The sequence below is a fragment of the Sporosarcina luteola genome (assembly GCF_007991495.1).
In the GTDB taxonomy this organism is placed as follows: domain Bacteria; phylum Bacillota; class Bacilli; order Bacillales_A; family Planococcaceae; genus Sporosarcina; species Sporosarcina luteola.
On sequence record NZ_BJYL01000006.1, the window covers coordinates 74,137 to 98,189 of the forward strand.

At 43.4% G+C, this 24,053-nt stretch carries 21 protein-coding genes and 1 other annotated feature; of the genes, 18 read left to right on the plus strand and 3 right to left on the minus strand.

Annotated elements, in window-relative coordinates:
* Positions 1-32: 32 nt before the first annotated feature.
* Positions 33-1,184, minus strand: coding sequence for an MFS transporter (locus SLU01_RS02900; RefSeq protein ID WP_147055149.1), 1,152 nt, complete (start codon positions 1,182-1,184; stop codon positions 33-35).
* Between the two features lie 158 nt (positions 1,185-1,342).
* Between SLU01_RS02900 and SLU01_RS02905 the strand changes: the two genes are divergently transcribed.
* The 3 genes from SLU01_RS02905 (at position 1,343) to argF (ending at position 4,782) form a co-directional block, all read left to right on the plus strand.
* Positions 1,343-2,326, plus strand: coding sequence for a diaminopimelate dehydrogenase (locus SLU01_RS02905; RefSeq protein WP_147055229.1), 984 nt, complete (start codon positions 1,343-1,345; stop codon positions 2,324-2,326).
* Between the two features lie 66 nt (positions 2,327-2,392).
* Positions 2,393-3,481: a M42 family metallopeptidase gene (locus SLU01_RS02910; protein ID WP_147055151.1), complete on the plus strand. Its 1,089-nt coding sequence runs from the start codon at positions 2,393-2,395 to the stop codon at positions 3,479-3,481.
* Between the two features lie 326 nt (positions 3,482-3,807).
* Positions 3,808-4,782: an ornithine carbamoyltransferase gene (argF, locus tag SLU01_RS02915; protein WP_147055153.1), complete on the plus strand. Its 975-nt coding sequence runs from the start codon at positions 3,808-3,810 to the stop codon at positions 4,780-4,782.
* A gap of 50 nt (positions 4,783-4,832) precedes the next feature.
* Here argF and sspI read toward each other — a convergent pair whose 3' ends face one another.
* Entirely contained in the window at positions 4,833-5,045 is a 213-nt protein-coding gene (gene sspI / locus SLU01_RS02920; RefSeq protein ID WP_147055155.1) for a small acid-soluble spore protein SspI, read from the minus strand.
* A 92-nt stretch (positions 5,046-5,137) separates the two neighbouring features.
* On the opposite strand from sspI, the gene SLU01_RS02925 reads away from it, so the two are divergent.
* The 3 genes from SLU01_RS02925 (at position 5,138) to pheT (ending at position 9,691) form a co-directional block, all read left to right on the plus strand.
* Positions 5,138-5,902 carry a TrmH family RNA methyltransferase gene (locus SLU01_RS02925; RefSeq protein WP_147055158.1) on the plus strand — a complete coding sequence of 255 codons (765 nt, stop codon included), beginning with the start codon at positions 5,138-5,140 and terminating at the stop codon, positions 5,900-5,902.
* A gap of 53 nt (positions 5,903-5,955) precedes the next feature.
* Positions 5,956-6,188, plus strand: a binding site (T-box leader).
* A 41-nt stretch (positions 6,189-6,229) separates the two neighbouring features.
* Positions 6,230-7,267, plus strand: coding sequence for a phenylalanine--tRNA ligase subunit alpha (gene pheS, locus SLU01_RS02930; protein ID WP_147055160.1), 1,038 nt, complete (start codon positions 6,230-6,232; stop codon positions 7,265-7,267).
* A 12-nt stretch (positions 7,268-7,279) separates the two neighbouring features.
* Positions 7,280-9,691, plus strand: a complete 2,412-nt coding sequence (gene pheT / locus SLU01_RS02935; RefSeq protein WP_147055162.1) for a phenylalanine--tRNA ligase subunit beta — start codon at positions 7,280-7,282, stop codon at positions 9,689-9,691.
* A gap of 56 nt (positions 9,692-9,747) precedes the next feature.
* Here the strand turns inward: pheT and rnhC are convergent, their stop codons facing one another.
* The gene (rnhC, locus tag SLU01_RS02940; RefSeq protein ID WP_147055164.1) at positions 9,748-10,686 is read right to left on the minus strand and encodes a ribonuclease HIII; all 939 of its coding nucleotides are present in this window, start codon (positions 10,684-10,686) and stop codon (positions 9,748-9,750) included.
* Positions 10,687-10,852: 166 nt separating this feature from the next.
* Between rnhC and zapA the strand changes: the two genes are divergently transcribed.
* The 12 genes from zapA to uvrC all read left to right on the plus strand — a co-directional run bounded on the left by zapA (position 10,853) and on the right by uvrC (position 24,038).
* A complete protein-coding gene (zapA, locus tag SLU01_RS02945) occupies positions 10,853-11,113 on the plus strand; it encodes a cell division protein ZapA (RefSeq protein WP_147055166.1) in 261 nt (86 codons plus the stop codon).
* A gap of 9 nt (positions 11,114-11,122) precedes the next feature.
* On the plus strand, positions 11,123-11,662 hold the full coding sequence (locus tag SLU01_RS02950; RefSeq protein WP_147055168.1) for a CvpA family protein: 540 nt from the start codon (positions 11,123-11,125) through the stop codon (positions 11,660-11,662).
* A gap of 85 nt (positions 11,663-11,747) precedes the next feature.
* Positions 11,748-13,454, plus strand: coding sequence for a DNA polymerase/3'-5' exonuclease PolX (gene polX / locus SLU01_RS02955; protein WP_147055170.1), 1,707 nt, complete (start codon positions 11,748-11,750; stop codon positions 13,452-13,454).
* A 16-nt stretch (positions 13,455-13,470) separates the two neighbouring features.
* Positions 13,471-15,825: an endonuclease MutS2 gene (locus tag SLU01_RS02960; protein ID WP_147055172.1), complete on the plus strand. Its 2,355-nt coding sequence runs from the start codon at positions 13,471-13,473 to the stop codon at positions 15,823-15,825.
* A gap of 83 nt (positions 15,826-15,908) precedes the next feature.
* Positions 15,909-16,322, plus strand: coding sequence for a DUF350 domain-containing protein (locus tag SLU01_RS02965; RefSeq protein WP_147055174.1), 414 nt, complete (start codon positions 15,909-15,911; stop codon positions 16,320-16,322).
* A 229-nt stretch (positions 16,323-16,551) separates the two neighbouring features.
* The gene (locus SLU01_RS02970; RefSeq protein ID WP_147055176.1) at positions 16,552-18,249 is read left to right on the plus strand and encodes a long-chain-fatty-acid--CoA ligase; all 1,698 of its coding nucleotides are present in this window, start codon (positions 16,552-16,554) and stop codon (positions 18,247-18,249) included.
* A 91-nt stretch (positions 18,250-18,340) separates the two neighbouring features.
* A complete protein-coding gene (gene fadR, locus SLU01_RS02975; protein WP_147055178.1) occupies positions 18,341-18,922 on the plus strand; it encodes a fatty acid metabolism transcriptional regulator FadR in 582 nt (193 codons plus the stop codon).
* Between the two features lie 69 nt (positions 18,923-18,991).
* Positions 18,992-19,765, plus strand: coding sequence for an enoyl-CoA hydratase (locus tag SLU01_RS02980; RefSeq protein WP_147055180.1), 774 nt, complete (start codon positions 18,992-18,994; stop codon positions 19,763-19,765).
* A gap of 21 nt (positions 19,766-19,786) precedes the next feature.
* Positions 19,787-20,560, plus strand: a complete 774-nt coding sequence (locus tag SLU01_RS02985; protein WP_147055182.1) for an electron transfer flavoprotein subunit beta/FixA family protein — start codon at positions 19,787-19,789, stop codon at positions 20,558-20,560.
* Between the two features lie 34 nt (positions 20,561-20,594).
* A complete protein-coding gene (locus tag SLU01_RS02990; protein WP_147055184.1) occupies positions 20,595-21,569 on the plus strand; it encodes an electron transfer flavoprotein subunit alpha/FixB family protein in 975 nt (324 codons plus the stop codon).
* Positions 21,570-21,880: 311 nt separating this feature from the next.
* Positions 21,881-22,195, plus strand: coding sequence for a thioredoxin (trxA, locus tag SLU01_RS02995; RefSeq protein ID WP_147055186.1), 315 nt, complete (start codon positions 21,881-21,883; stop codon positions 22,193-22,195).
* 58 nt (positions 22,196-22,253) lie between these two features.
* Complete coding sequence (gene uvrC / locus SLU01_RS03000) at positions 22,254-24,038, plus strand: excinuclease ABC subunit UvrC (RefSeq protein WP_174842606.1); 1,785 nt, start codon at positions 22,254-22,256, stop codon at positions 24,036-24,038.
* Positions 24,039-24,053: the final 15 nt, after the last annotated feature.

Here is a 24,053-nt window from a genome sequence, read left to right on the forward strand (position 1 = left end):
CCACCTGCTTTTTGAAAATGGTTCAATCAAGATCACTCTGTCAATTGCAGACTTCTTTTCATTCCTAGAATCGTATAAAGTGCTACAAACAATAGAATAATGCCTGTGAGCATGAATCCTCCTTTGAACGTCAAATCCAAATAACCGATTAAGCTGGAACCGGCAACAACGCCAATTGAGAAGAATGCATAAAAATAGCCATAAGCCTTCCCGCGAAACTCGGGAGAAGATGAATCAATGAGCAAAGAATTGATGGACGGGAAGAGGAATGAAAAACCGACTCCGTAAAGTCCCATTGCTATATAAAGGTGCAATAATTCCGAAACTTGGCTTAGGATCAACATACTAACGCCCATCATAGAAATTCCGAAAGCTAACGTGATCATCGGACGGACCTTGTCAAAGATCCGGTTGACCGGCAAAAGGAAAATTAGTATGGCAACGACACCAAATGTGCTAAGCAACATGCCGGTTGTTTTTGTATCAAAACCAAGCGTTTCAACTTTCAAAGGAAGGACTAAAGCCAATACCCCTTGAGAAAACATTAGAAAGAAGGCACCTGCAAATGCCCGCACCATACCGGGGTGTTGGAAAAGATACCGCACTCTGAAATGCTTACCTTGTTTGGAATGGTGCTTTTTCACGTATGTAAATGAACGTAACATGAAGAAAGCCGAAATGGCTAAGATGAACATAATCACACCATTCACCGACATAATAAACGGCGTGCTCGTTTTTGTAGCGACAATACCGCTATATGCAGGTCCTACAATTGCTGCCAAGCCGACGAATGCACCTGAAATTGCAACACTCCTGCCCCTTTTCGATTCTTCTGCACGGTTTGCCAGAAATGTGAAAGCTGCCGGAACAATAAGTCCTTCCATGAAACCATGTACAAACCGGATGCCAAGAAGGGAAATGGGTCCAATGGCCAGTGTGTAAAGAAGAAGTGACGCTCCTGAGGCGAATAGGCCAACCAAAAGAATGATGAAAGGTCCTTTTCGATCTGTCAAAAAACCTGAAATGACGTTCCCGATCGTATTGGAAAACGAATACATACCAACAGCCAAACCGGTCATGAAAGAAGAAGCACCTAAAGAAAAAGCAAAGGGACTCATGATCGGCAACTGTGAAAATAAATCAAAGAACGAAAAAAAGACGATTAAATAGACGAAAACACGCATGCAATATCCTCATTTCAATTCAAAATCAATCTGATTCTACTTTACCATTTATATCGAAATTGGCAAAAGGACAGATTGTGAACAAAAGAATAATTAGCAATATCATAGTAGAAACGATAAAATGTAGGAATACTTTTACGAAAGGGATGGTGGCAAAAATGGACTCGAAAATTAAAATAGGGATCGTTGGCTACGGAAATTTGGGAAAGGGAGTCGAATCTGCAATTTCTCAAAATGATGATATGGAACTTTTAGGCGTTTTCACTAGAAGAACTCCTTCTGAACTAAGTGTGAAAAGTGGCGTTCCTGTATTGTCGTTAAATGATATTCATAGTTATGAGAATGATATCGACGTGTTAATCCTATGCGGGGGTTCAAAAAATGATTTGCCGGAACAAGGACCGGAGCTTTCTAAATCATTCAATACAGTTGATAGCTTTGATACACATGCAAAAATTCCTGAGTATTTTGATGCTGTAGATGCATCAGCAAAACCGAATGGGAAAACGGCAATCATATCGGTCGGCTGGGATCCGGGTTTATTTTCCATCAATCGTCTATATGGTGAATCAATTCTTCCGAATGGAGCAACGTATACATTTTGGGGGAAAGGGTTAAGTCAAGGCCACTCTGATGCTGTTAGGAGAATCAATGGTGTAAAAGGGGCAGTGCAGTATACCATCCCTGTTGAAGCTGCGGTTGATAAAGTGAGAAATGGATCACTGCCACAGCTGACAACGAGAGAAAAACATACACGGGAATGTTTTGTCGTTTTAGAAGAAGGAGCTGATGCAACCACCGTGGAGCAAGCTATCGTGACGATGCCTGACTACTTTTCAGATTATGATACGACAGTCCATTTTATAAGCGAGGCTCAATTAAAAGAAGAACATAGTGCTATGCCGCATGGCGGTTTCGTCATTCGAAGCGGAAAATCTGGGGAAGACAGCAATCAAGTGATGGAATTCGCACTGAAATTGGAAAGCAATCCCGAATTTACATCAAGCGTTCTAGTTGCATATGCAAGGGCTGCTTACAAAATGAATAAAAACGGTGAAGTCGGTGCTAAAACGGTCTTTGATGTCGCGCCGGGATTACTATCTCCAAAAAGTAGCCAACAGCTTCGCAAAGAAATTTTATGAAATTCTTTCAAATAAATATTCTTTCATTTATACTGAAAATGTAGTTTATTTAGGAGGGCGAAATGAATGGCGAAAATGGATGACACACTATTAATGTTGAAAGACTTGACGGACGCGAAAGGGATAGCTGGCAATGAACGTGAACCCCGGGAAGTCATGAAGAAATATATCGAGCCGTTTGCGGATGAAATCGATTACGACGGACTCGGTTCTTTGATTGCCAAAAAAACTGGGGAATCCGAAGGGCCAAAAGTGATGGTGACAGGCCATTTGGACGAAGTCGGTTTCATGGTGTCTAAGATTGACGACAAAGGCTTCATCTCCTTCCAAACTGTCGGAGGATGGTGGTCCCAAGTCATGCTTGCTCAACGCGTGACGATCGTAACACGCAGTGGGGATACTGTAACAGGTGTTATCGGTTCAAAACCTCCACATATCTTGACTCCGGAAGCTCGTAAAAAGCCGGTTGATATTAAAGATATGTTCATCGACATTGGGGCTACTTCTAAAGAAGAAGCAATGGAATGGGGAGTCAAGCCGGGCGATATGGTCGTTCCGCACTTTGAATTCACAGTTATGAACAATGACAAATATTTACTTGCAAAAGCGTGGGACAACCGAATTGGCTGCGCAATCGCGATTGATGTCATGAAAGCATTGAAAGATGAAAAACACCCGAATATTGTTTTTGGTGTCGGCGCAGTTCAAGAAGAAATCGGATTGCGAGGAGCAAAAACCGTTGCCGCTAAAGTAAAACCGGATATCGGCTTTGCGGTCGATGTAGGTGTTGCAGGCGACACTCCAGGAGTAACAGCTAAGGAATCGTCGAGCAAAATGGGCGATGGCCCGCAAATCCTTCTTTACGATGCTTCAATGGTGTCCCATAAAGGCTTGCGCGATCTTGTCGTTGACACAGCTGAAGAACATGGCATTCCTTATCAATTTGATGTTATCCCAGGTGGCGGAACCGACGCTGGATCCATTCATGTGAGCGGAAATGGTGTTCCATCCCTAGCAATTTGCATTGCAACACGCTATATCCATTCACATGCAGCAATGTTGCATAGAGACGATTACGAAAATGCAGTAAAACTGATCGTTGAAGTCATTAAAAAGCTTGACCGTGAAACTGTAAACCGTATTACATTTGAATAATCTATACTTGCTAAACCGTACCCTGAATAAAAGGTGTACGGTTTTTTTGTTTAGCAATCTCCATATTGGTGAAATGTATAGTTGATTGAAGCGGAAGGCGGCGACTCCTGCGGGAACAGCATGAGCTGAAGACCCCGCAACGAAGCGAAGCGGAGTGAGGAGGCTGAGGCCATGCCCGCGGAAAGCGTCCGCCTGGAGCGGAAATCAACGGTGTTATTTAAAGTTCAATGTTTTTTAGTTAAATTCATATTAATTCATTTGACTTTATATTTATGCATGAATATACTTATCCTAACATCACATTATGAAGAATGGAGATGACTGATATGGTGAAAATGCATTTATCGGCAGTGAATATCGGACGCAATATAGAGGATCAATTAAAAGGTCGAGACATGTTAACGTTACTTGACTATTCGAGCGAAGAGATTGCTTATTTATTGCATAAGGCGATCATTATGAAAAAGGACGCTCAAGCAGGTAAAATGCCCCCCATTTTGCCGGGAAAAACACTCGGCATGATTTTTGAAAAACATTCTACAAGAACAAGGATTTCGTTTGAAGTAGGGATGACTCAACTTGGTGGCCACCCGATGTTCATGAATGCGAAAGATTTACAGATTGGTCGCGGGGAATCGATTTATGATACCGGAAATGTATTGTCCGAATACTTGGATGGGGTCATGATTCGTGCTAAGTCGCATGAAACCGTGCAAGAACTAGCGAAGCATTCATCCATTCCGATCATTAATGGATTAACGGATCTTTTCCATCCGTGCCAAGCGCTTGCAGATTTATTGACAATGATTGAAGTGAAAGGATCTGTTGCCGGAAAGAAGCTTGCGTATGTAGGTGATGGCAATAACGTGGCGCATTCATTAGTTATCGGAGCAGCCAATATGGGGATGCATGTAGCAGTTGCGACTCCCGTCGGATTTGAATTTAACAAAGACCTTTTTAGGATGGCACAAAAAATTGCTAAGGCAAACGGGGGATCCGTTATGCAGACGAACAATCCCGTTGAAGCTGTTGAAAATGCCGATGCGATTTATACGGATGTCTGGACGAGCATGGGACAGGAAGAAGAAGCCGCACTTCGTTTAGAAGCTTTTAAAGAATTTCAAATCAATGACAAACTGGTCAGCCATGCGAAAAATGACTATATGTTCTTACATTGTCTGCCTGCCCATCGCGAAGAAGAAGTTACAGCTTCCATCATCGACGGCCCGAATTCATATGTATTCCAACAGGCAGGCAACCGTTTGCACGCGCAGAAAGCGGTATTAGCTGCACTTTTATAAAACAAAATAAAAAAGCCGCCCAAGATGGGTGGCTTTTCAATTCATCCAATTTAAGCTCTTGAGAATGCCTGAGCAAGTTCACCGGTGATTTTAGATTTTTCCTGCTCGTCCGCGCTGGACCAAAGTTTTTCGAAAAACACACCGAGTCCGGGCAATAAATGCTCTTCACCGCGCTGTAATGCATCCTCCACGACGTTGCGAATATCATCCGCCGAGTTATTCGTCATGTTTGCCGTAATTGCATCACGTATTTGGAAATTCATAATATCATCCTCCTGCATTCATTTTGTACACAATGATCGCCAACTATACGGACATTTGTTACACTGAGAAGAAAAAGGATGTCAATGAATACATGAAAAGAATCGAATCAACTCAAAATGCACTCGTAAAACATTGGAAAAAACTTGTAACATCGAAGAAAGACCGCGATAAATCGGAAGAATTCATCGTGGAAGGCTTCCATCTTGTGGAAGAAGCATTAAAATCCCAAGGCACAATCCTTCATTTGATTGTCAAGGAAGATATTGAAATACCTGAAGGATGGAATACAGAAAACATACAGATGATTGAAGTGACAAAGGCGGTTGCAAAAGAACTGGTTGAAACAGAACAATCACAAGGCATCTTTGCTCACTGCAGACAACCTGAGTATTCGGAAGGTTTATCGGATAACTGGAAAAAGTATTTATTCATCGATGCAGTCCAAGATCCCGGCAATATCGGAACGATGATCAGAACTGCGGATGCCGCAGGAATGGATGCTGTCATACTTGGAAAAGGCTGTGCGGATTCTTATAATCCTAAAACTGTCCGTTCTGCCCAAGGCTCTCATTTCCATATTCCTGTCATTAAAGGGGAACTTGGCGATTGGATCGCCAAGGTGAAAACAGCAGACATTAAGATTATCGGAACTGGTTTGGAAAATGCCGTCAATCATTATCATGTTGGTCCGTTAAAAGAATTTGCATTAATTGTTGGAAATGAAGGAAGCGGTGTAGCTGCCGAATACCTTTCAACAGCCGATGAAGTCGTAAAAATACCGTTATATGGCAGTGCGGAATCACTAAATGTGGCGATTGCCGCCGGAATTCTTCTTTACACTTTTGGTCAGCAGTAACACATGTTGATGTCTTTTGGAAAATCGGGTATAGTAATAATGAATATAACTTTAGAAAAGCTTTGACCGGGAAAAGTAAACAGTTTGCATCCGACAGGAAATTTGCGCCTTGACTGAGAGTGCGAATGGGAAAAAGGCTGTTGAAGTTCACCCCGAGAGCTGCCGCTTAGACCAGTTATGACTGTAAAGGCGCGCCGGTAGAGGGCCGTTATTCCATAATGAAGTGATTATGCGTATTGTTGCATAATAATCAGGGTGGTACCGCGAACTCGTCCTCGTCCCTTTTTTTAGGGGCGGGGATTTTTTATTTTCGAAAGGAGAATGACGATGGAACAGCAATTGCAGCAATTGAAAGAAGAAGCATTGACAAAAATCCAAGATGCGTCAACCGTCAAAGAATTAAACGACGTACGTGTCGCTTACCTTGGTAAAAAAGGACCGATCACTGATTTATTAAAAGGGATGGGAAAACTTCCGGCAGAAGAACGTCCTAAAATGGGGGCATTGGTAAATGTCGTCCGGGAAGTAGTAACTGAATCATTAGAAGCAAGAATGACATTGCTTGAAGAAGAAGCCATCAACGCCCAACTGGCAAAAGAAGCAATCGATGTAACATTACCGGGGCGTCCCATCCAAACAGGCAACCATCACCCATTAACTCGTGTCGTCGAGGAAATCGAAGACTTTTTCATCAGCATGGGCTATGAAATTGCAGAAGGTCCCGAAGTCGAAAAGGATTACTACAACTTCGAAGCGCTCAACTTGCCGAAAGGACACCCAGCACGTGATATGCAGGATTCCTTCTATATTTCGGAAGAAGTATTGCTTCGTACACATACATCTCCTGTACAAGCGCGGACGATGGAAGCAAAAGGCGGGGAAGCAATCAAAATCATCTGCCCAGGCAAAGTTTATCGACGGGACAATGATGACGCAACACATTCACATCAATTCACCCAAATTGAAGGCCTTGTCGTAGGCGAAAATATTAAAATGAGCGACTTGAAAGGCACTTTGGATTTATTCGCAAAGAAAATGTTCGGTGCAGACCGTGAAATCCGCTTGCGTCCTAGCTTCTTCCCGTTCACTGAGCCGTCTGTCGAAATGGATATTTCATGTTTCAAATGTGGCGGAGACGGCTGCAATGTGTGTAAGAAAACTGGTTGGATCGAGATTTTAGGGGCTGGTATGGTGCATCCGAATGTATTGCAGATGGCTGGCTATGACCCAGCGGCTGTAACAGGGTTTGCGTTCGGAATGGGGCCGGAACGGATTGCGATGCTGAAAAATGGCGTGGAAGACATCCGCCATTTTTATACAAATGATGTTCGTTTCATATCACAATTCCATCGGTCGGAAGCGTAAGGAGGAGAAGACATGTTAGTATCTACGAAATGGTTGAATGAGTATGTAAATATAAATGGAATAAACCCTGCAGATCTTGCAGAGAAAATAACACGTTCCGGAATCGAAGTAGATTCCATTATCGATCGGTCGCATGGCATGACGAATGTAGTTGTCGGATACGTAAAAGAATGTGTAAAACATCCTGAAGCCGACAAACTTAATATTTGCCAAGTTGATGTTGGGGAAGAAACAACGCAAATCATTTGTGGAGCTCCGAATATCGCACAAGGACAGAAAGTCATTGTGGCTCGACCGGGTGCTGTTCTTCCAGGTGGCATGAAAATAAAAAAAGCGAAACTCCGCGGTGAAGAATCGAATGGGATGATCTGTTCCCTTCAAGAGCTTGGCATCGAAGGAAAGCTTGTCGCTAAAGCATACGCTGAAGGGATCTATGTATTGCCACAAGACACGATTCCGGGTGAAAATGCACTTCCATTGCTTGGTCTGGATGACACTGTACTGGAATTCGATTTGACTCCTAACCGTTCAGATGCATTGAGCATGTTAGGCGTAGCTTATGAAGTAGGCGCGATTTTATCACAAGGGATTGCACTTCCAAAAATCGACTTTACAGAATCTGCGGAAAAAGCGGAAGACAAGTTGAAGCTGCGCGTTGATGCTCCTGCTGATAATCCGATGTACGTAGCAAAAGTCGTCAAAAACATTAAGGTTGCCGAGTCTCCGCTCTGGTTGCAAAATTATTTGATGGCAGCAGGCGTCCGTCCTCATAATAATGTTGTGGATATTACGAACTACGTTTTAATGGAATACGGCCAACCGCTTCACGCATTCGATTATGATCGACTTGGAACTGGCGAAATCGTCGTCCGTCATGCTGAAGAAGGGGAAAAGATTACGACATTGGATGATACGGAACGTACGTTAAATTCGCATAACTTAGTCATTACAAATGGCAAAGAGCCTGTAGCGATTGCCGGCGTCATGGGTGGAGCGAACTCGGAAGTTCATAACGGAACGACTACTGTTGTAATCGAATCGGCATATTTTGCACCGGCTTCGGTTAGACAGACTTCCAAAGAAGTTGGGTTGCGAAGTGATGCGAGCACACGCTTTGAAAAAGGTGTCGATCCAAACCGTGTCCAAGAGGCTGCTGAACGCGCTGCACAGCTAATGGCAGAACTTGCAGGCGGTGAAGTGCTATCAGGTTCAGTTATCGTTGACGAGCTTGACAAGACAGCCGAACGCATTACCATCTCACCGGACTACATCAATAGCCGCCTTGGCATGAAAATTTCGATGGATGACATGCTTTCCATTTTGGAGCGACTTAAGATTCCAACAGAAGCAATCAACGGTCAACTCGTCATTGAAGCGCCTACCAGAAGACAAGATCTACGGATCAAAGAAGATATCATTGAAGAAGTTGCCCGTATGTATGGATATGATGAAATTCCGAAAACACTCCCAGTGTCTGAATCCACTCCTGGAGGGTTGACGCCATATCAGGCTAAACGCCGCATCGTCCGCCAATTCCTTGAAGGGGCAGGACTATACCAGGCAATCACGTATTCATTGACATCGAAAGAGCAGTCACAGGCGTATGCTTTAGAGACGGCTCCAGTGACAGAATTGCTTATGCCGATGAGCGAGGAACGCAGCATTCTTCGTCAAAGCCTTATTCCGCATCTTTTGGATGCCACTACGTACAATGTCGCACGTCGAATCGATTCAGTAGCATTGTATGAAACAGGTTCTGTTTTCCTTGGGGAAGAAGAGGATGGATTGCCGCGGGAAGTAGAACATGTCGCTGCCGTTTTGACTGGCAAATGGGTCGACCATGCATGGCAAGGTGAAACGAAAAAAGTGGACTTCTTCGTTATGAAGGGGATCGTCGAAGGGATGATGGAGCGTCTCGGCCTTCTCGATGGATTAGCATTCGAACAGGCTGCTATCGACGGCATGCATCCGGGACGTACAGCAAACATTTTTCTTAATGGCGAGCGTATAGGTCTAGTTGGTCAAATCCATCCGACGGAACAGAAGAAACGTGATTTGAAAGAAACGTATGTGATGGAGTTAAATCTAGAACGGATCCTTTCTGTTGATACAGACGAACTCCTCTATGCTCCAGTTCCAAGATTCCCATCGATTTCCCGCGATATCGCGCTTGTTGTTGACAGTGGGACTTCTGCCGGCACGCTTGAAGCGATTATTCGCAAGGCGGGCGGGAAACTATTGAAAGACGTAAAGCTTTTCGACTTATACGAAGGGAATAATGTCGAAGAAGGCAAAAAATCACTCGCTTTCTCTATGACATACTTCGATCCGGAACGTACATTGACAGACGAAGAAGTCGTCAAAGCGCATGAAAAAGTATTGAACGCATTGACGAACGACGCAGACGCACAACTTCGTGGTTAATAAATATAGCTAACAAAAGGTCGCTTAGGAGAGTTCGCATCTCCATAAGCGACCTTTTATTTTTGTTTTTTTAAGTCGGCGATCTTTTTCGCCTTCTGTGCATTTGCAAAATGCCACTTCGTCATTGATTTCAAACTATCCTCACCGCTTTTTAATAAAATCTTCGCGGCAGCCTCATCGACAATTTTTCCAGCACCTTTCGGAAGAGCTACGCCTGCAATCAAACTTAACCGATCCATTTCCTCTAGAAATGCCACTCTCGCAATAATGGACGCTGCCGCCACAGCTACATGCAGTCCTTCCGCCTTCGTTGAAAACAGGACATTCTCCCGAATGATTTCCCGTGCGTTCTTAATATGATTATAATAAATCCCTCGTTCTGCAAATTGGTCGATCAAAATATAATCGGGTTTTATGCCATTCATCTTCCGTAATACATGCTTTAATGCCTGATTATGAAGCAGTGCTTTTATTTTGCCTTGCGACCATCCCTTTGCTTGCACTTCATTGTACTTTTCATTCGTTAAGGTAAGGACGCTGTGAATCAGTACAGCTTGCAAATCGGGAGCAATTTTACGCATATAATCATCAGTCAACTGCTTCGAATCCTTTACGCCTAATTCACGGACAAGCTCAATCTGCTCGGAGCTGACAAAGCAGGCTGCCACTGTCACGGGGCCGAAGAAATCACCGGTACCGGTCTCATCCGAGCCGATAACCGATAACTCGGAAAAACGGTCGGGCAAAGTCTCTCCTTTGGGAGTGGATTTTTTAGCCTCTGGCAGCCCATCAACGACTCCCCAAATCGATGCTTCACGCAACGCCCCTCCACCTTGAAAAAGTACCTTCCCGGATTTGTATGCCGTAATTGCAGCATCAGGCAGTTTTGCAGCAAACACAACCCCAGGTGCATTTCTTGATACTTTAAAAGCTGCGTAATGGGACATCAATTTCGCCATCTTTGCATTATCCAATTGAAGCACACTTTGGCTCATAAACTTCATCCTCTCCATCAAACGTATCTTTACTCATTGTACAATAATCCAAGATACCTGCATTAATTTATATAGACAACTCATCAAGAACACCTCCTTCTCTTTTCAACTAAATCGATTTCATGGTATGATTGAGTACAGAGTTTTTACATGGGAGGTTTCATCATTGGCAGACGAGCAAAAGACGCGCCTTGCAGTTGACATTTATGGACAGACATATACAATTGTCGGCAGTGAAACGAGCAGTCATGTTCGGCTTGTCGCATCGATGGTTGATGAAAGGATGAAGGAAATTAGCGCACGGAACCCATACTTGGACAGTGCGAAAATTGCCGTACTTACTGCTGTAAATAGTGTACACGATTATTTGAAAATGAAAGAACGTATTGAGCAATTGGAAGAAGAATTGAATAAGCTGAAGGGTTGACGGACGTATATGCTGGATTTATTAATCGTATTTCTCCTCTTAGGAGGATTGATCACAGGATTTAGACGTGGGCTAATCTTGCAACTGATCCACATGACTGGCTTCATCATCGCACTTATTGTTGCTTACATATATTACAAACCATTATCCGAAAAGTTTGTTTTATGGATTCCTTATCCCGGCGTTACGGCGGGTTCCAAGTTGAATTGGACAGTAGAGCAGCTAGATCTTGATCAGACATTTTATAGGTTATTAGCTTTTGTTATCATTTTTATTGCAGTGAAGTTTGCCTTGCAACTCATTGCATCCATGTTTGACTTTATTAAATTCCTGCCAGTTTTAGGTTTCGTAGCTCGTTTCGGAGGAGCTGCCTTAGGATTCGTAGAGTTTTATATCCTTATATTCCTAGTACTCTATCTATTGGCGATGCTACCGATTGATTTCATTCAAGAATTGATTGGAAAGTCGATTTTGGCAGATGCAATGTATGAGCATACCCCAATTTTCTCGGAAATGGTGAAAAATTGGTGGTATATTTACACTAAATAATTTGGAATACTTGCGGCTTCCCCCTTGGTTGGAGGGAAGCCTTTTTCAAAGAATACGATCGGAATGAATGGAGGAGTGGTTTAGTATGAATAAAAAAACAATCATTCGCACGTTCGAAAAAATTGCGCTCTATATGGAATTACTAGGGGAGAATCCATTTAAAGTTGGAGCGTTCCGGAAAGCGGCAAATGTTCTGGAACTCGACCCGAGAAGCCTTTCAGAAATGGATGATATTTTAAAACTGAAAGGGATCGGAAAGGGAACGGGAGCTGTCATCATAGACTTGCTTGAAAAAGGCGAATCTGATTTATTGAAAGAACTTGAAATCGAGGTTCCGAGCGGACTCATCCCGTTATTACGGATTCCCGGGCTTGGCGGTAAGAAGATTGCGAAGTTAAGGGAAGCACTTGGAATTGATTCCTTAGATTCGTTGCGGGCTGCTTGTGAGTCACATGAAGTGAGCAAAGTTCCAGGTTTCGGTAAAAAGACAGAGGAGAAGCTCTTGCAGGAAATCGAACTTCTAGGAACGAAAAAGGGGAAGCTGCCGGTTTGGCAGATTGAAACCATTGTAAAATCAATCGAAGCAGAAATGCGGGGAATTTCTGAAATCATTCGTTTTTCCGTAGCGGGAAGTTTTCGTCGTGCCAAGGAAGAAAGCAGCGATGTCGATTTCATTATCGTTACGGATGAACCATCCGTTGTTCGGGAAAAGCTGCTGGAAGTGCTGCCGATTGAAGAAACGGTGGCTGGAGGGGACGCTAAGCTGTCAGTCGTCCTTGATATGGCAGACCTCGTCGATGCAGATTTTCGTTTTGTGACAGAAGCGCAGTTTGCGACGGCATTGCATCATTTTACGGGGTCCAAAGACCATAATGTGAGAATGCGGCAAATCGCTAAGTCGAAAGGAATGAAAATTAGCGAATACGGCGTTGAAACGGAAGATGGGACTGTAAAAACGTTTGACTCAGAAAAAGAGTTCTTCGCTTATTTTGACTTGCCTTTCATTCCCCCTTCCTTGCGAATGGACGGGCGTGAAATCGATCGTGCGGATGAAATTGCCGGTCTCGTAACATTGGAAGATATCCGCGGCGATTTCCATATGCATACGACATGGTCGGACGGCGGATACTCCATCCGGGAAATGGTTGAGGCATGTCGGAAAAAGGGTTACTCCCACATGGTCATTACAGATCATACACACTATTTGAAAGTGGCGAACGGCCTTACACCAGAAAGGATTCGCAACCAGATTTCGGAAATCCGTAAGTTAAACGAAGAATATGATGATATCGAGATTTTCTGCGGAACTGAAATGGATATTTTGCCGGATGGCCGTCTGGATTTTGAGGATGATTTATTACAAGAACTGGATTTTGTCATTGCGTCAATCCATTCGAATTTTAACCAGTCACAAGAGCAGATCATGGAGCGGCTCCATGCGGCAATCAGCAACCCATACGTGAATATAATCGCTCATCCTACGGGACGGATTATCGGACAAAGAGACGGGTATAATCCTGATGTCCCTCAATTGATCGAATGGGCGAAGCAATACAATAAAATACTTGAACTAAACGGCAATCCGCATCGATTTGATCTGGCAATTGAGTACTTGGAAATAGCACAAAAAGCAGATGTTAAAATTGCCATTAATACCGACGCTCATGCAATAGATCAGTTGGAGCATATGGGAATAGGCGTTAAATATGCCCAAAAAGCTTGGTTGAAAAAAGAGACGGTCGTGAATACATGGCCGCTTGAAAAATTTATCCGAGAAATTATACGGAAGTGAAAGGAAGTGTAAGACATTGGAAAACCGTGTCTTAAAAACACTTGAATTTGATAAAATCCGAGACATTGTTGCAACTTACTGTACTTCGTCTGCTGGACGCACATATATGGAAAAATTAGTACCTGTCAGTGATTTCCAAGAGGTTGTCCGTTTGCTTGAAGAGACCGATGAGGGTCTTGCCATTCTTCGTGTTCGTGGAAATGTTCCGATGGGCGGAATCAGTGATATCCGTCCCCATGCAAAACGCGCCCAAATCGGAGGCGTGCTGAGCGCTTATGAATTGATGGAAACTGCCAATACAATACGCGCAAGTCGTATTTTACGACAGTTCATCGAATCGGTGGATGCTGATGAGGATATTGAAATTCCGCATTTTTTAGCAAAGAAGGAATCGTTACCGATACTTACAGTACTCGAACATGAAATAAACGCCGCGATTGACGATAACGGTCGGGTAGTCGACAGTGCTTCGGGCACGCTGAGATCGATCCGGCAAAGCTTGCGAATCCAGGAAGGCCGTGTGCGCGAAAAGCTTGAAGGATATACGCGCGGCCGGAATGCTGCAAAAATGCTGTCAGATTCAATTGTGACCATTCGGAATGACCGGTTTGTCATTCCCGTAAAATCAGAGTATCGATCACATTTCGGAGGAGTCATTCATGATATGTCTTCCTCTGGACAGACTTTATTCATCGAACCCGATGCGGTCGTCCAAGCGAATAATGAAATCCGTAATCTCAAAATGAAAGAGAAGGATGAAATCGAAAAGATTTTGCAAGAATTATCCGTAAAAGTTCAGGCTGTCGCCCATGATCTTTTCGTTTTAGTCGATGTGCTAGCTGAAATCGATATTATCCTTGCCAAATCTAAATTCGGGACAGCCCATAAATGCACAAAGCCCGAAGTGAATAATGAAGGGTATATCCGTCTAGCGAAAGCCCGACACCCATTATTGCCAATTGACCAAGCTGTTGCGAACACGATTGAATTCGGAAAAGAGATTACAACAATCGTCATTACGGGTCCGAACACAGGCGGAAAGACTGTTACATTGAAGACGGTTGGATTATGCACGTTGATGGCTCAAGCCGGTCTGCCAATTCCGGCATTGGATGGTTCGGAAGTTGCGGTCTTCGACTCTGTCTATGCCGATATCGGGGACGAGCAGTCGATTGAACAAAGTCTTAGTACATTTTCATCCCATATGGTGAACATCGTCGATATCCTGAAAAAATTCGATTCACGTTCGCTTCTGATTTTCGACGAACTTGGATCCGGAACCGATCCTCAGGAAGGGGCCGCATTGGCCATTTCCATCTTGGATGAAGTGCATGGGACAGGCGCCAGAGTTATGGCGACGACCCATTATCCGGAATTGAAGGCATACGGGTATAATCGTCCTGGAGTTGCGAATGCAAGCGTTGAATTCGATATAGATACGTTAAGCCCGACCTATCGGCTTTTGATCGGCGTACCGGGCCGAAGCAATGCGTTTGAAATTTCAAGAAGACTTGGCCTGCATGAACACGTCATCAAACGGGCAAAGAAATTCACGGGAACCGACCGTGGAGAGGTCGATTCAATGATCGCTTCCTTAGAGTCAAGCCGTGTCCAATCAGAAAAAGACGCCGAAAAGACACATGCATTGCTCATTGATACTGAAAACTTGAAGCGTGAATTAGAAACGAAGCTTGCTGAATTCGAGGAAATGAAAGAGAAGCTCGTCGACAATGCAAAAGAGAAAGCGAAAAAAATCGTGGACGATGCGCGAGTAGAATCGGAAGCGGTCATATCGGATTTGCGTGCACTCCGTCTCAATGTCGGTGCAAGCGTTAAAGAGCATGAACTGATCGAAGCGAGAAAACGATTGGAAGGCGTCGCACCTAAAGATAAAAAGAAAAAAGTTATTGCAAAAGCTGCTTCGCGTCCACTAGAGGTTGGCGATGAGGTCAAAGTGATCTCGTACGGCCAAAAAGGCACGCTCATCGAAAAAGTGTCTGCAAAGGAATGGATTGTCCAAATTGGGATTTTGAAAATGAAACTGGATGAATCGGTTCTTGAATATACAAAACCGGAGAAAATGAAGGATCCAGTAGTATCGGCCTCTGTCAGAGGAAGAGATTCACACGTCAAATTGGAACTTGATTTACGTGGTGAACGGTACGAAGATGCACTGCACCGGACAGAAAAGTATTTGGACGACGCCCTTTTATCCAACTACCACCAAGTATCAATCATCCACGGAAAAGGGACAGGAGCTTTGCGTCAAGGCGTCCAAACATACTTAAAAAAACACCCGCGCGTAAAAAGCTACCGCTATGGCGAAGCAGGCGAGGGCGGCCACGGCGTCACTGTAGTTGAATTGAAATAAATATTTTTCATTGCGATAATGAAACCTTTTTCGTTTTCATTCGTAAAGGGTAGATTAAACGAATGACAAAAGGAGCCATTCAAATGACAAACACAGGCTTTTGGAGCCATCCCCTCGTCGAAACAGCAGGCTACTTCAGCGTAGTAGTCCTCTGCCTAATACTTTCGATGGTACTTTTCGAAATAGTGACCAAATATAAAAACTGGGAAGAAATCAGGAAGGGAAACGTAGCGGTTGCCTTAGCAACCGGGGGAAAGATTTTTGGAGTAGCGAATATATTCCGCTACTCCATCGAACAGCATAACACCCTCCCGCAAATGATCGGATGGGGATTGTTCGGATTCGTTCTACTGGTTATTGCCTACTTTCTATTCGAATTCCTGACACCTAAGTTTAATATTGATAAGGAAATCGAAAATGATAATCGTTCGGTCGGATTTATTTCATTGACAATTTCTGTCGGACTATCATTTGTAATCGGTGCAAGTATTTCATAGGAGACTTGATATGGAAAGACTATCTAAAATACTACTCGTCGTTTGTGTTCTATTTATCCTAGTAGGAATATACTGGATGTTCACAAATACGCCTTGACTGAAAAATTGCCCAGTCAAGGCATTTTTTCTAGGAAAAAATAGTATTCTATTTGAAAGCGGATTCATTTATCGATATAATAAACAAAGAAGGAATTTTCTAAGTATTGGAATGGGAGAAGGGGGATATACAATGACGGATAAACCATGGCTGGATATGTATCCGGCAGAAATACCGAAAACGATCGACTATGATCGAATTCCATTGCAGGAGTTTTTGACTAAGTCCAGAAATAAGTTTCCTGAAAAAACGGCGATGCATTTCATGGGGAGAAATGTCAGTTATAAAGAGTTCCATGACTCAGCGCTGAAATTCGCAAACTATCTGAAGTCGCTAGGGATTGAAAAAGGGGATCGAGTAGCAATCATGCTTCCGAATTGCCCTCAAAGCGCGATTGCCTACTATGGCATTCTTTACGCAGGGGCCATCGTTGTGCAGACGAATCCGTTATATACGGAAAGAGAGCTAGCCTATCAAATGGCGGACTCTGGTGCAAAAGTAATCATCTCACTCGATATTTTATTTGGCAGGATTTCAAAAGTTGTCAAAGAGACTGAACTGGAACATATTATCATCACGGGCATCAAGGACTATTTACCCTTCCCAAAAAATATTGTGTATCCTTTCATTCAAAAAAAAGAGCACGGAATTGTTGTAAAGGTCGAGCATCGGGGAATGAACCATCTTTTTACTGAAATTATGAAAATAGCAAAGCCGGATCCAGTTTCATACGAATTCAATTTTGATGAGGATATTGCATTACTTCAATATACCGGTGGAACGACTGGCCCGCCTAAAGGCGTCATGTTGACGCATGCCAACCTCATTAGCAACGCGCAGATGTGCAACGCATGGCTCTATAAATGCGAAGATGGTGAAGAGACTATAATGGGGATCCTCCCGTTCTTCCATGTGTATGGAATGACAACTGTCCTAGTTCTCTCTGTCATGCTGGGCAATAAAATGGTCTTGATTCCTAAATTTGATTTTGATACAGCATTGAAAACGATTGATAAGCAAAAACCTACCTTATTCCCTGGGGCGCCGACAATCTATATTGGATTGTTGAACCACCCGCAATTATCCAAATATGATCTTTCATCCATCAAGGCATGCATTAGTGGTTCTGCAGCATTGCCGGTGGAACTTCAGGAAAAGTTTGAGAAAGTTACTGGTGGAAAGCTAGTAGAAGGGTATGGACTGACGGAAACGTCTCCAGTTGCGATTGCGAATTTCGTCTGGGAGGAAAGACGCGTCAAAGGATCAATCGGTGTTCCGTGGCCGGATACGGATGCTTGTATACTAGGGCCGGATTCAGCAGAGCCATTGCCAACCGGCGAGGTCGGAGAGATTGCAGTGAAAGGTCCGCAAGTAATGAAAGGCTATTGGAACCGACCGGAAGATACAGCCGAGACATTCCGAGATGGTTGGCTGTTGACAGGGGATTTAGGCTACATGGACGATGAAGGCCATTTCTATGTTGTTGATCGCAAGAAAGATATGATCATCGCAAGTGGATTCAATATCTACCCGCGTGAAATCGAAGAAGTGCTATACGAACATCCAGCTGTTGTTGAATGTGTTGTAGCAGGCGTTCCTGATCCTTACCGTGGGGAAACAGTAAAAGCTTATATTGTTCTAAAAGAAGGAGAAACAGTATCAGAAGAAGAATTAAATAAATATTGCAGAGAACAATTAGCATCGTTTAAAGTACCGAGGAAATATGAATTCCGCAAAGAACTACCAAAAACAGCGGTAGGAAAAATATTGCGTCGTACTCTTGTAGAGGAAGAGAAGAAGAAAATGCAGCAAGAAGTGAAAACTTCGTAAACGAAAGACTTGACGACAATCGAATAAACGATTAATATGAAAATATGAATGAACAGTCATTCATATTTTCTTCTTTTTGGTGGTGAAAATATTGAAACGCGATAAACCTAAATATAAGCAGATTGTGGATGCAGCTGTCATCGTTATTGCTGAAAACGGCTATCACCAGGCTCAAGTGTCGAAAATTGCGAAAGAAGCAGGTGTGGCTGACGGAACGATCTATCTTTACTTCAAGAATAAGGAGGAAATCCTTATCTCGGTTTTTCGGGAAAAGATGGGCGACTTCGTTGAAATCGTTAAAAATGCAATAAAGAAAGAGATTACAGCTACGGAAAAGCTTTATGAAATGATCGACAGCCATTTCCGTTGGCTTCATGGCGATCGCCACCTTGCCATTGTAACCCAATTGGAATTGCGGCAATCCAACAAAGACCTTCGGTACAGAATCAACGAGGTGCTCAAGGAATACTTGGTGTTGCTCGATTCTATTTTAAAAGAAGGAATTGAAAAAGGCGAATTTGACGAGAAGATCGATATCCGACTGGCCCGTCAAATGGTTTTCGGAACGATTGACGAAACAATAACGTCTTGGGTAATGAATGACCAAAAGTATGATTTATTGAAATTAGCACCTGAAGTCCATCGCCTTATATTGAATGGCATGAAATCCTAAAAATTAATTTCAGTTGTCCGTAACATAAGGCGAAGACGTATCTTGTATTTCCGGAAAGGATGGGGTCGAATGGAATTCTTGAAGTTTGCCATTGAAGATGGCGTCGCTTCCGTATCAATCAATAGACCGCCTGCGAATGCGTTATCAAGTGGTCTAATCCAGGAAATCGACAAAATGCTTGATAAAGTAGAAAATGACGATTCAGTTAGAGTCATCGTTCTTCACGGTGATGGAAAATTCTTTTCGGCAGGAGCCGATATAAAGGAATTTACAACAGTTACATCAGGAGAACAATTCTCTGAGCTAGCTTCTGCAGGTCAAAAAGTCTTCGAAAGACTTGAAAGTTTTCATAAACCGGTCATCGCTGCAATTCATGGAGCTGCTTTAGGAGGGGGACTTGAGCTTGCAATGGGCTGCCATATCCGTTTCGTAACGGAAAAGGCGAAACTGGGTTTACCTGAGTTGCAACTTGGTCTTATACCTGGTTTTGCCGGTACCCAACGATTGCCTCGGTATGTCGGGGTTGCAAAAGCTGCGGAAATGTTATTGACGAGCGACCCGATCAGCGGGGAAGAAGCCGTCCGATTCGGACTCGCAAATCATGCATTCACCGAAGATGAGCTACTCCCGAAAACAATGGAACTAGCAAAAAAGATTGCGAAAAAGAGTCCAATAGCAATGAAAGCTGCTCTTAGCATGCTTCAATATACAAAGCACCAGTCTTTCCATGATGGCGTTAAAGCTGAAGCTGATTCTTTCGGAGAAGTCTTCGTTTCAGAGGATGCCAAAGAGGGAATTCAAGCATTCATTGAAAAAAGGGAACCACAATTTAAAGGGAATTAAAAAGTCGAGGAGGTCTCTACTATGAACATTTATGCATTAGTAAAAAGGACATTTGATACTGAGGAGAAAATCGCTGTTTCGGGCGGTAAGATCGTTGAAGACGGAGCGGAATTCATCATCAACCCATATGACGAATATGCAATTGAAGAGGCGATTCAAGTTCGTGATGCAAACGGCGGTGAAGTGACTGTCGTAACAATCGGAGACGAAGAAGCGGAAAAACAACTTCGCACCGCTTTGGCGATGGGTGCTGATAAAGCCGTTCTTATCAACACTGAAGATGATCTTGATGAGATGGACGAGTTTACTGCAGCAAAAATCATTGCAGAATACTTGAAAGACAAAGATGCAGATTTAATCCTTGCTGGGAACGTCGCAATCGATGGCGGTTCTGGTCAAGTAGGACCACGAGTTGCGGAACTTTTAGGCATCAATTACGTGACAACGATTACAAACCTTGAAATCGATGGCACTTCAGTAAAAATCGTACGAGATGTTGAAGGGGATTCCGAAACGATCGAAACATCGTTGCCATTGTTAGTCACTGCACAACAAGGATTGAACGAACCTCGTTATCCATCTTTACCAGGCATCATGAAGGCGAAGAAAAAGCCGCTTGAAGAGCTGGAACTAGACGATTTAGATATCGATGAAGATGACGTAGAAGCAAAAACGGAAACAATTGAAGTCTATCTTCCGCCGCAAAAAGCTGCTGGTCGCGTCCTTGAAGGCGACCTATCCGACCAAGTGAAAGAACTTGTTGAACTTCTGAACAAAGAAGCGAAAGTGCTTTAATTTGAATTTCATATCGTAACGGGAGGGACTCTATATGTCTAAAAAAGTGTTAGTACTTGGTGAAGCTCGAGAAGGAGCATTGCGTAACGTTTCTTTTGAAGCGATTGCTGCAGCTAAAACAATATCTGGCGGTGGAGAAATCGTCGGTCTATTATTCGGAGATTCAGTCCAATCTTTAGGAGAAGAAATGATCAAATTTGGTGCGGACCGTGTCATCACAGTTGAACATCCGCATTTGAAACATTATACATCAGACGGCTTCAGCCAGGCATTCATGGCTGTTTACGAACAGGAAAACCCTGAAGCCATCGTCTTTGGCCACACTGCATTAGGAAAAGATCTATCACCGAAGATTGCTAGTAAGCTAGCTTCAGGATTGATCTCTGACGTAACGGCAATCGAAGGAGAAGGGGACGATGCAGTATTCATCCGTCCAATCTATTCCGGTAAAGCATTCGAAAAAGTGAAAAGTAAAGAAGGTCTTCTTTTCATCACAGTTCGTCCGAACAACATCGCTTCACTTGAAAAAGACGATAGCCGTTCAGGTGATGTTTCATCGATCTCTGTCGATATTACAAATCTTCGCTCAGTCATTAGCGAAGTTGTCCGTAAATCTACAGAAGGCGTCGATTTGTCAGAAGCGAAAGTTGTTGTCGCTGGCGGACGCGGTGTGAAAAGCGCAGATGGCTTCGCACCACTTGAAGAATTGGCAAACCTGCTTGGCGGCGCTGTAGGCGCTTCCCGTGGAGCATGCGATGCTGACTACTGCGACTACTCATTACAAATCGGTCAAACTGGTAAAGTCGTAACACCTGACCTATACATCGCAGCAGGTATCTCAGGCGCCATCCAACATATGGCGGGGATGTCCAACTCAAAAGTAATCGTCGCCATCAACAAAGACCCAGAAGCAAACATCTTCAAAGTAGCAGACTACGGCATCGTAGGCGACCTATTCGAAGTCATCCCAATGATGATCGAAGAAATCAAGAAAATCAAAACTAATTAATTATTTTCTGGGCCCCTAGTAATCTATTAGGGGTCTAATTTATTTGTAGTTAAATAGCACTCCTGATTAGAGGATTCAGTTGCTTGGAGTGGAAAGCGGCGACTCCGGTGGGATTTAGCGCGAATGGTGAGACCCCGCAGGAGCGAAGCGACGAGGAGGCTCACCCGCGCCCCACGGAAAGCGTCCGCCTGGAACGGATAGCAACTGCCTTGTATAGCAGGACATATCATTAGGAGCAGATATTTCGCTCGTGCTAACCCATCATGCTATAATGCAATCATAGTTGGATTTACTAAAGGAGGAAATTACTAATGGCGATACTTCATGCTACTGACCAAGACTTTAAAGACCAAACTAAAGAAGGCTTAGTCCTCGTTGACTTCTGGGCAACATGGTGCGGACCTTGTAAAATGATTGCTCCTGTATTAGAAGAACTCGACGGCGACCTTAACGGAAAAGCGAAAATCGTAAAAGTCGATGTCGACGAAAACCAAGCAACTGCTGGTGAATACGGCATCATGTCAATTCCGACACTCGTTCTTTTCAAAGACGGCGAAATCGTCGACAAAGTTGTCGGTTTCCAACCGAAAGAACAACTTGCAGAACTGATCGAAAAACACGCGTAAGAATTCATTAGAAACCGGGAACCTTAACAGGAACCCGGTTTTTTAGTAGGTGAGAATGATGAATGAAATGATAGAACATAAATTATCGCTGCTCCCCGATTTACCCGGCTGTTATTTGATGAAAGATCGGCAAGGCACCATCATTTACGTGGGGAAAGCAAAAATCCTTAAAAACAGGGTCCGCAGCTATTTCACTGGATCGCATGATGCGAAGACGCAGCGTCTTGTCGGAGAAATAGTAGACTTTGAATATATCGTTACGTCTTCCGATATAGAGGCACTCATATTGGAATTGAACCTCATCAAACAACATGATCCAAAATATAATATCATGCTGAAAGATGATAAGACGTATCCGTACTTGAAAATTACCGCGGAACGGCATCCTAAACTAATTGTGACTAGACAATTAAAAAAAGATAAAGGAAAGTATTTTGGACCTTATCCGAATGCGACAGCGGCTCATGAAACGAAGAAACTCCTCGACCGTTTATATCCATATAGGAAGTGCCAAAAACTTCCGGATCGAGTTTGTTTATACTACCATTTAGGACAATGCCTGGCTCCATGCGTGAATGATATACCTATGGAAACGTATAAAGAAATGATAGATGATATCAGTCGCTTTTTGAATGGCGGATACAAAACTGTGAAAAAAGAACTGACCGAGAAAATGGCCGTTGCTGCTGAAAATCTCGAGTTCGAACGGGCAAAAGAGTACCGTGACCAGATTGCGAATATCGAAGCTGTCATGGAAAAACAGACGATGATGATGAATGACTTCACGGATCGTGATGTATTCGGATATGCAGTTGAAAAAGGTTGGATGTGTGTTCAAGTGTTTTTTGTCCGCCAAGGGAAACTGATAGAACGTGAGGTTTCTATATTCCCCCTTTATCAAGAACCGGAAGAAGAAATGCTTACATTCATCGGTCAATTTTACGGAAAGTCGGGTCATTTATTGCCGCGTGAGGTATTATTGCCGGAAGGCGTTGACCAGGAAATTGTCCATCAACTTTTGAATGTGAATGTTTATATTCCTCAGCGTGGGAAGAAGAAGGATCTTGTGAAACTATCCATAAAAAATGCACAAATTTCGTTGCGCGAAAAATTCCAACTTATTGAACGGCAAGAACAAAGGACGATTGGAGCTTGTGAAGAGCTTGGAGAAGCGATGCGTATTTCAACACCTTTACGTATTGAAGCATTTGACAATTCACATACCGGCGGGGTCGATCCGGTCTCTGCGATGGTGTCGTTCGTAGACGGCAGACCGAATCGCAAGGATTATAGGAAGTACAAAACAAGGACAGCCGCTGCACACGATGATTATGGCGCGATGCGTGAAGTGATTAGAAGACGGTATGTTAGGGTATTGAAAGACGATCTCCCCTTACCGGATTTAATTATTATAGATGGCGGTAAAGGACAAATGGAAATTGCCCGTGAAGTGATTGAGGACGAATTGGGGTTATCAATTCCGATCGCTGGACTTGCAAAAGATGATAAGCACCAGACGGCGCAGTTGTTATACGGGAATCCTATTGAGGTAGTGCCTTTGAAAAGGACGAGTGAAGCGTTTTATTTGCTTCAGCGGATTCAAGACGAAGTGCATAGGTTCGTTATAACGTTCCATAGACAACGAAGAGATGCGAATTCGTTGACTTCCGCTTTGGACGAGGTGCCCGGTGTTGGGCCAAAACGGAAAAAGCAGCTCTTGAAGCATTTTGGCTCAATGAAAAAAATTCGGGAAGCTACAGTCGATGAGTTGAATGAAGCGGGTCTACCTGTGAAAATTGCCGAAACGGTGAGTGAATACTTTAAAAAAGAAGAATTAAAATAAGGGCCCATCCTAAAG

Coding starts and splice junctions, on each gene's coding strand:
- pheT (WP_147055162.1), top strand. CDS start 7,280: ATGTTAGTATCTACGAAATGGTTGAATGAGTATGTAAATATAAATGGA.
- pheS (WP_147055160.1), top strand. CDS start 6,230: ATGGAACAGCAATTGCAGCAATTGAAAGAAGAAGCATTGACAAAAATC.
- SLU01_RS02910 (WP_147055151.1), top strand. CDS start 2,393: ATGGCGAAAATGGATGACACACTATTAATGTTGAAAGACTTGACGGAC.
- SLU01_RS02970 (WP_147055176.1), top strand. CDS start 16,552: ATGACGGATAAACCATGGCTGGATATGTATCCGGCAGAAATACCGAAA.
- SLU01_RS02925 (WP_147055158.1), top strand. CDS start 5,138: ATGAAAAGAATCGAATCAACTCAAAATGCACTCGTAAAACATTGGAAA.
- uvrC (WP_174842606.1), top strand. CDS start 22,254: ATGAATGAAATGATAGAACATAAATTATCGCTGCTCCCCGATTTACCC.
- SLU01_RS02905 (WP_147055229.1), top strand. CDS start 1,343: ATGGACTCGAAAATTAAAATAGGGATCGTTGGCTACGGAAATTTGGGA.
- SLU01_RS02900 (WP_147055149.1), bottom strand. CDS start 1,184: ATGCGTGTTTTCGTCTATTTAATCGTCTTTTTTTCGTTCTTTGATTTA.
- SLU01_RS02985 (WP_147055182.1), top strand. CDS start 19,787: ATGAACATTTATGCATTAGTAAAAAGGACATTTGATACTGAGGAGAAA.
- SLU01_RS02965 (WP_147055174.1), top strand. CDS start 15,909: ATGACAAACACAGGCTTTTGGAGCCATCCCCTCGTCGAAACAGCAGGC.
- sspI (WP_147055155.1), bottom strand. CDS start 5,045: ATGAATTTCCAAATACGTGATGCAATTACGGCAAACATGACGAATAAC.
- polX (WP_147055170.1), top strand. CDS start 11,748: ATGAATAAAAAAACAATCATTCGCACGTTCGAAAAAATTGCGCTCTAT.
- trxA (WP_147055186.1), top strand. CDS start 21,881: ATGGCGATACTTCATGCTACTGACCAAGACTTTAAAGACCAAACTAAA.
- rnhC (WP_147055164.1), bottom strand. CDS start 10,686: ATGAGCCAAAGTGTGCTTCAATTGGATAATGCAAAGATGGCGAAATTG.
- SLU01_RS02990 (WP_147055184.1), top strand. CDS start 20,595: ATGTCTAAAAAAGTGTTAGTACTTGGTGAAGCTCGAGAAGGAGCATTG.
- argF (WP_147055153.1), top strand. CDS start 3,808: ATGGTGAAAATGCATTTATCGGCAGTGAATATCGGACGCAATATAGAG.
- SLU01_RS02980 (WP_147055180.1), top strand. CDS start 18,992: ATGGAATTCTTGAAGTTTGCCATTGAAGATGGCGTCGCTTCCGTATCA.
- SLU01_RS02950 (WP_147055168.1), top strand. CDS start 11,123: ATGCTGGATTTATTAATCGTATTTCTCCTCTTAGGAGGATTGATCACA.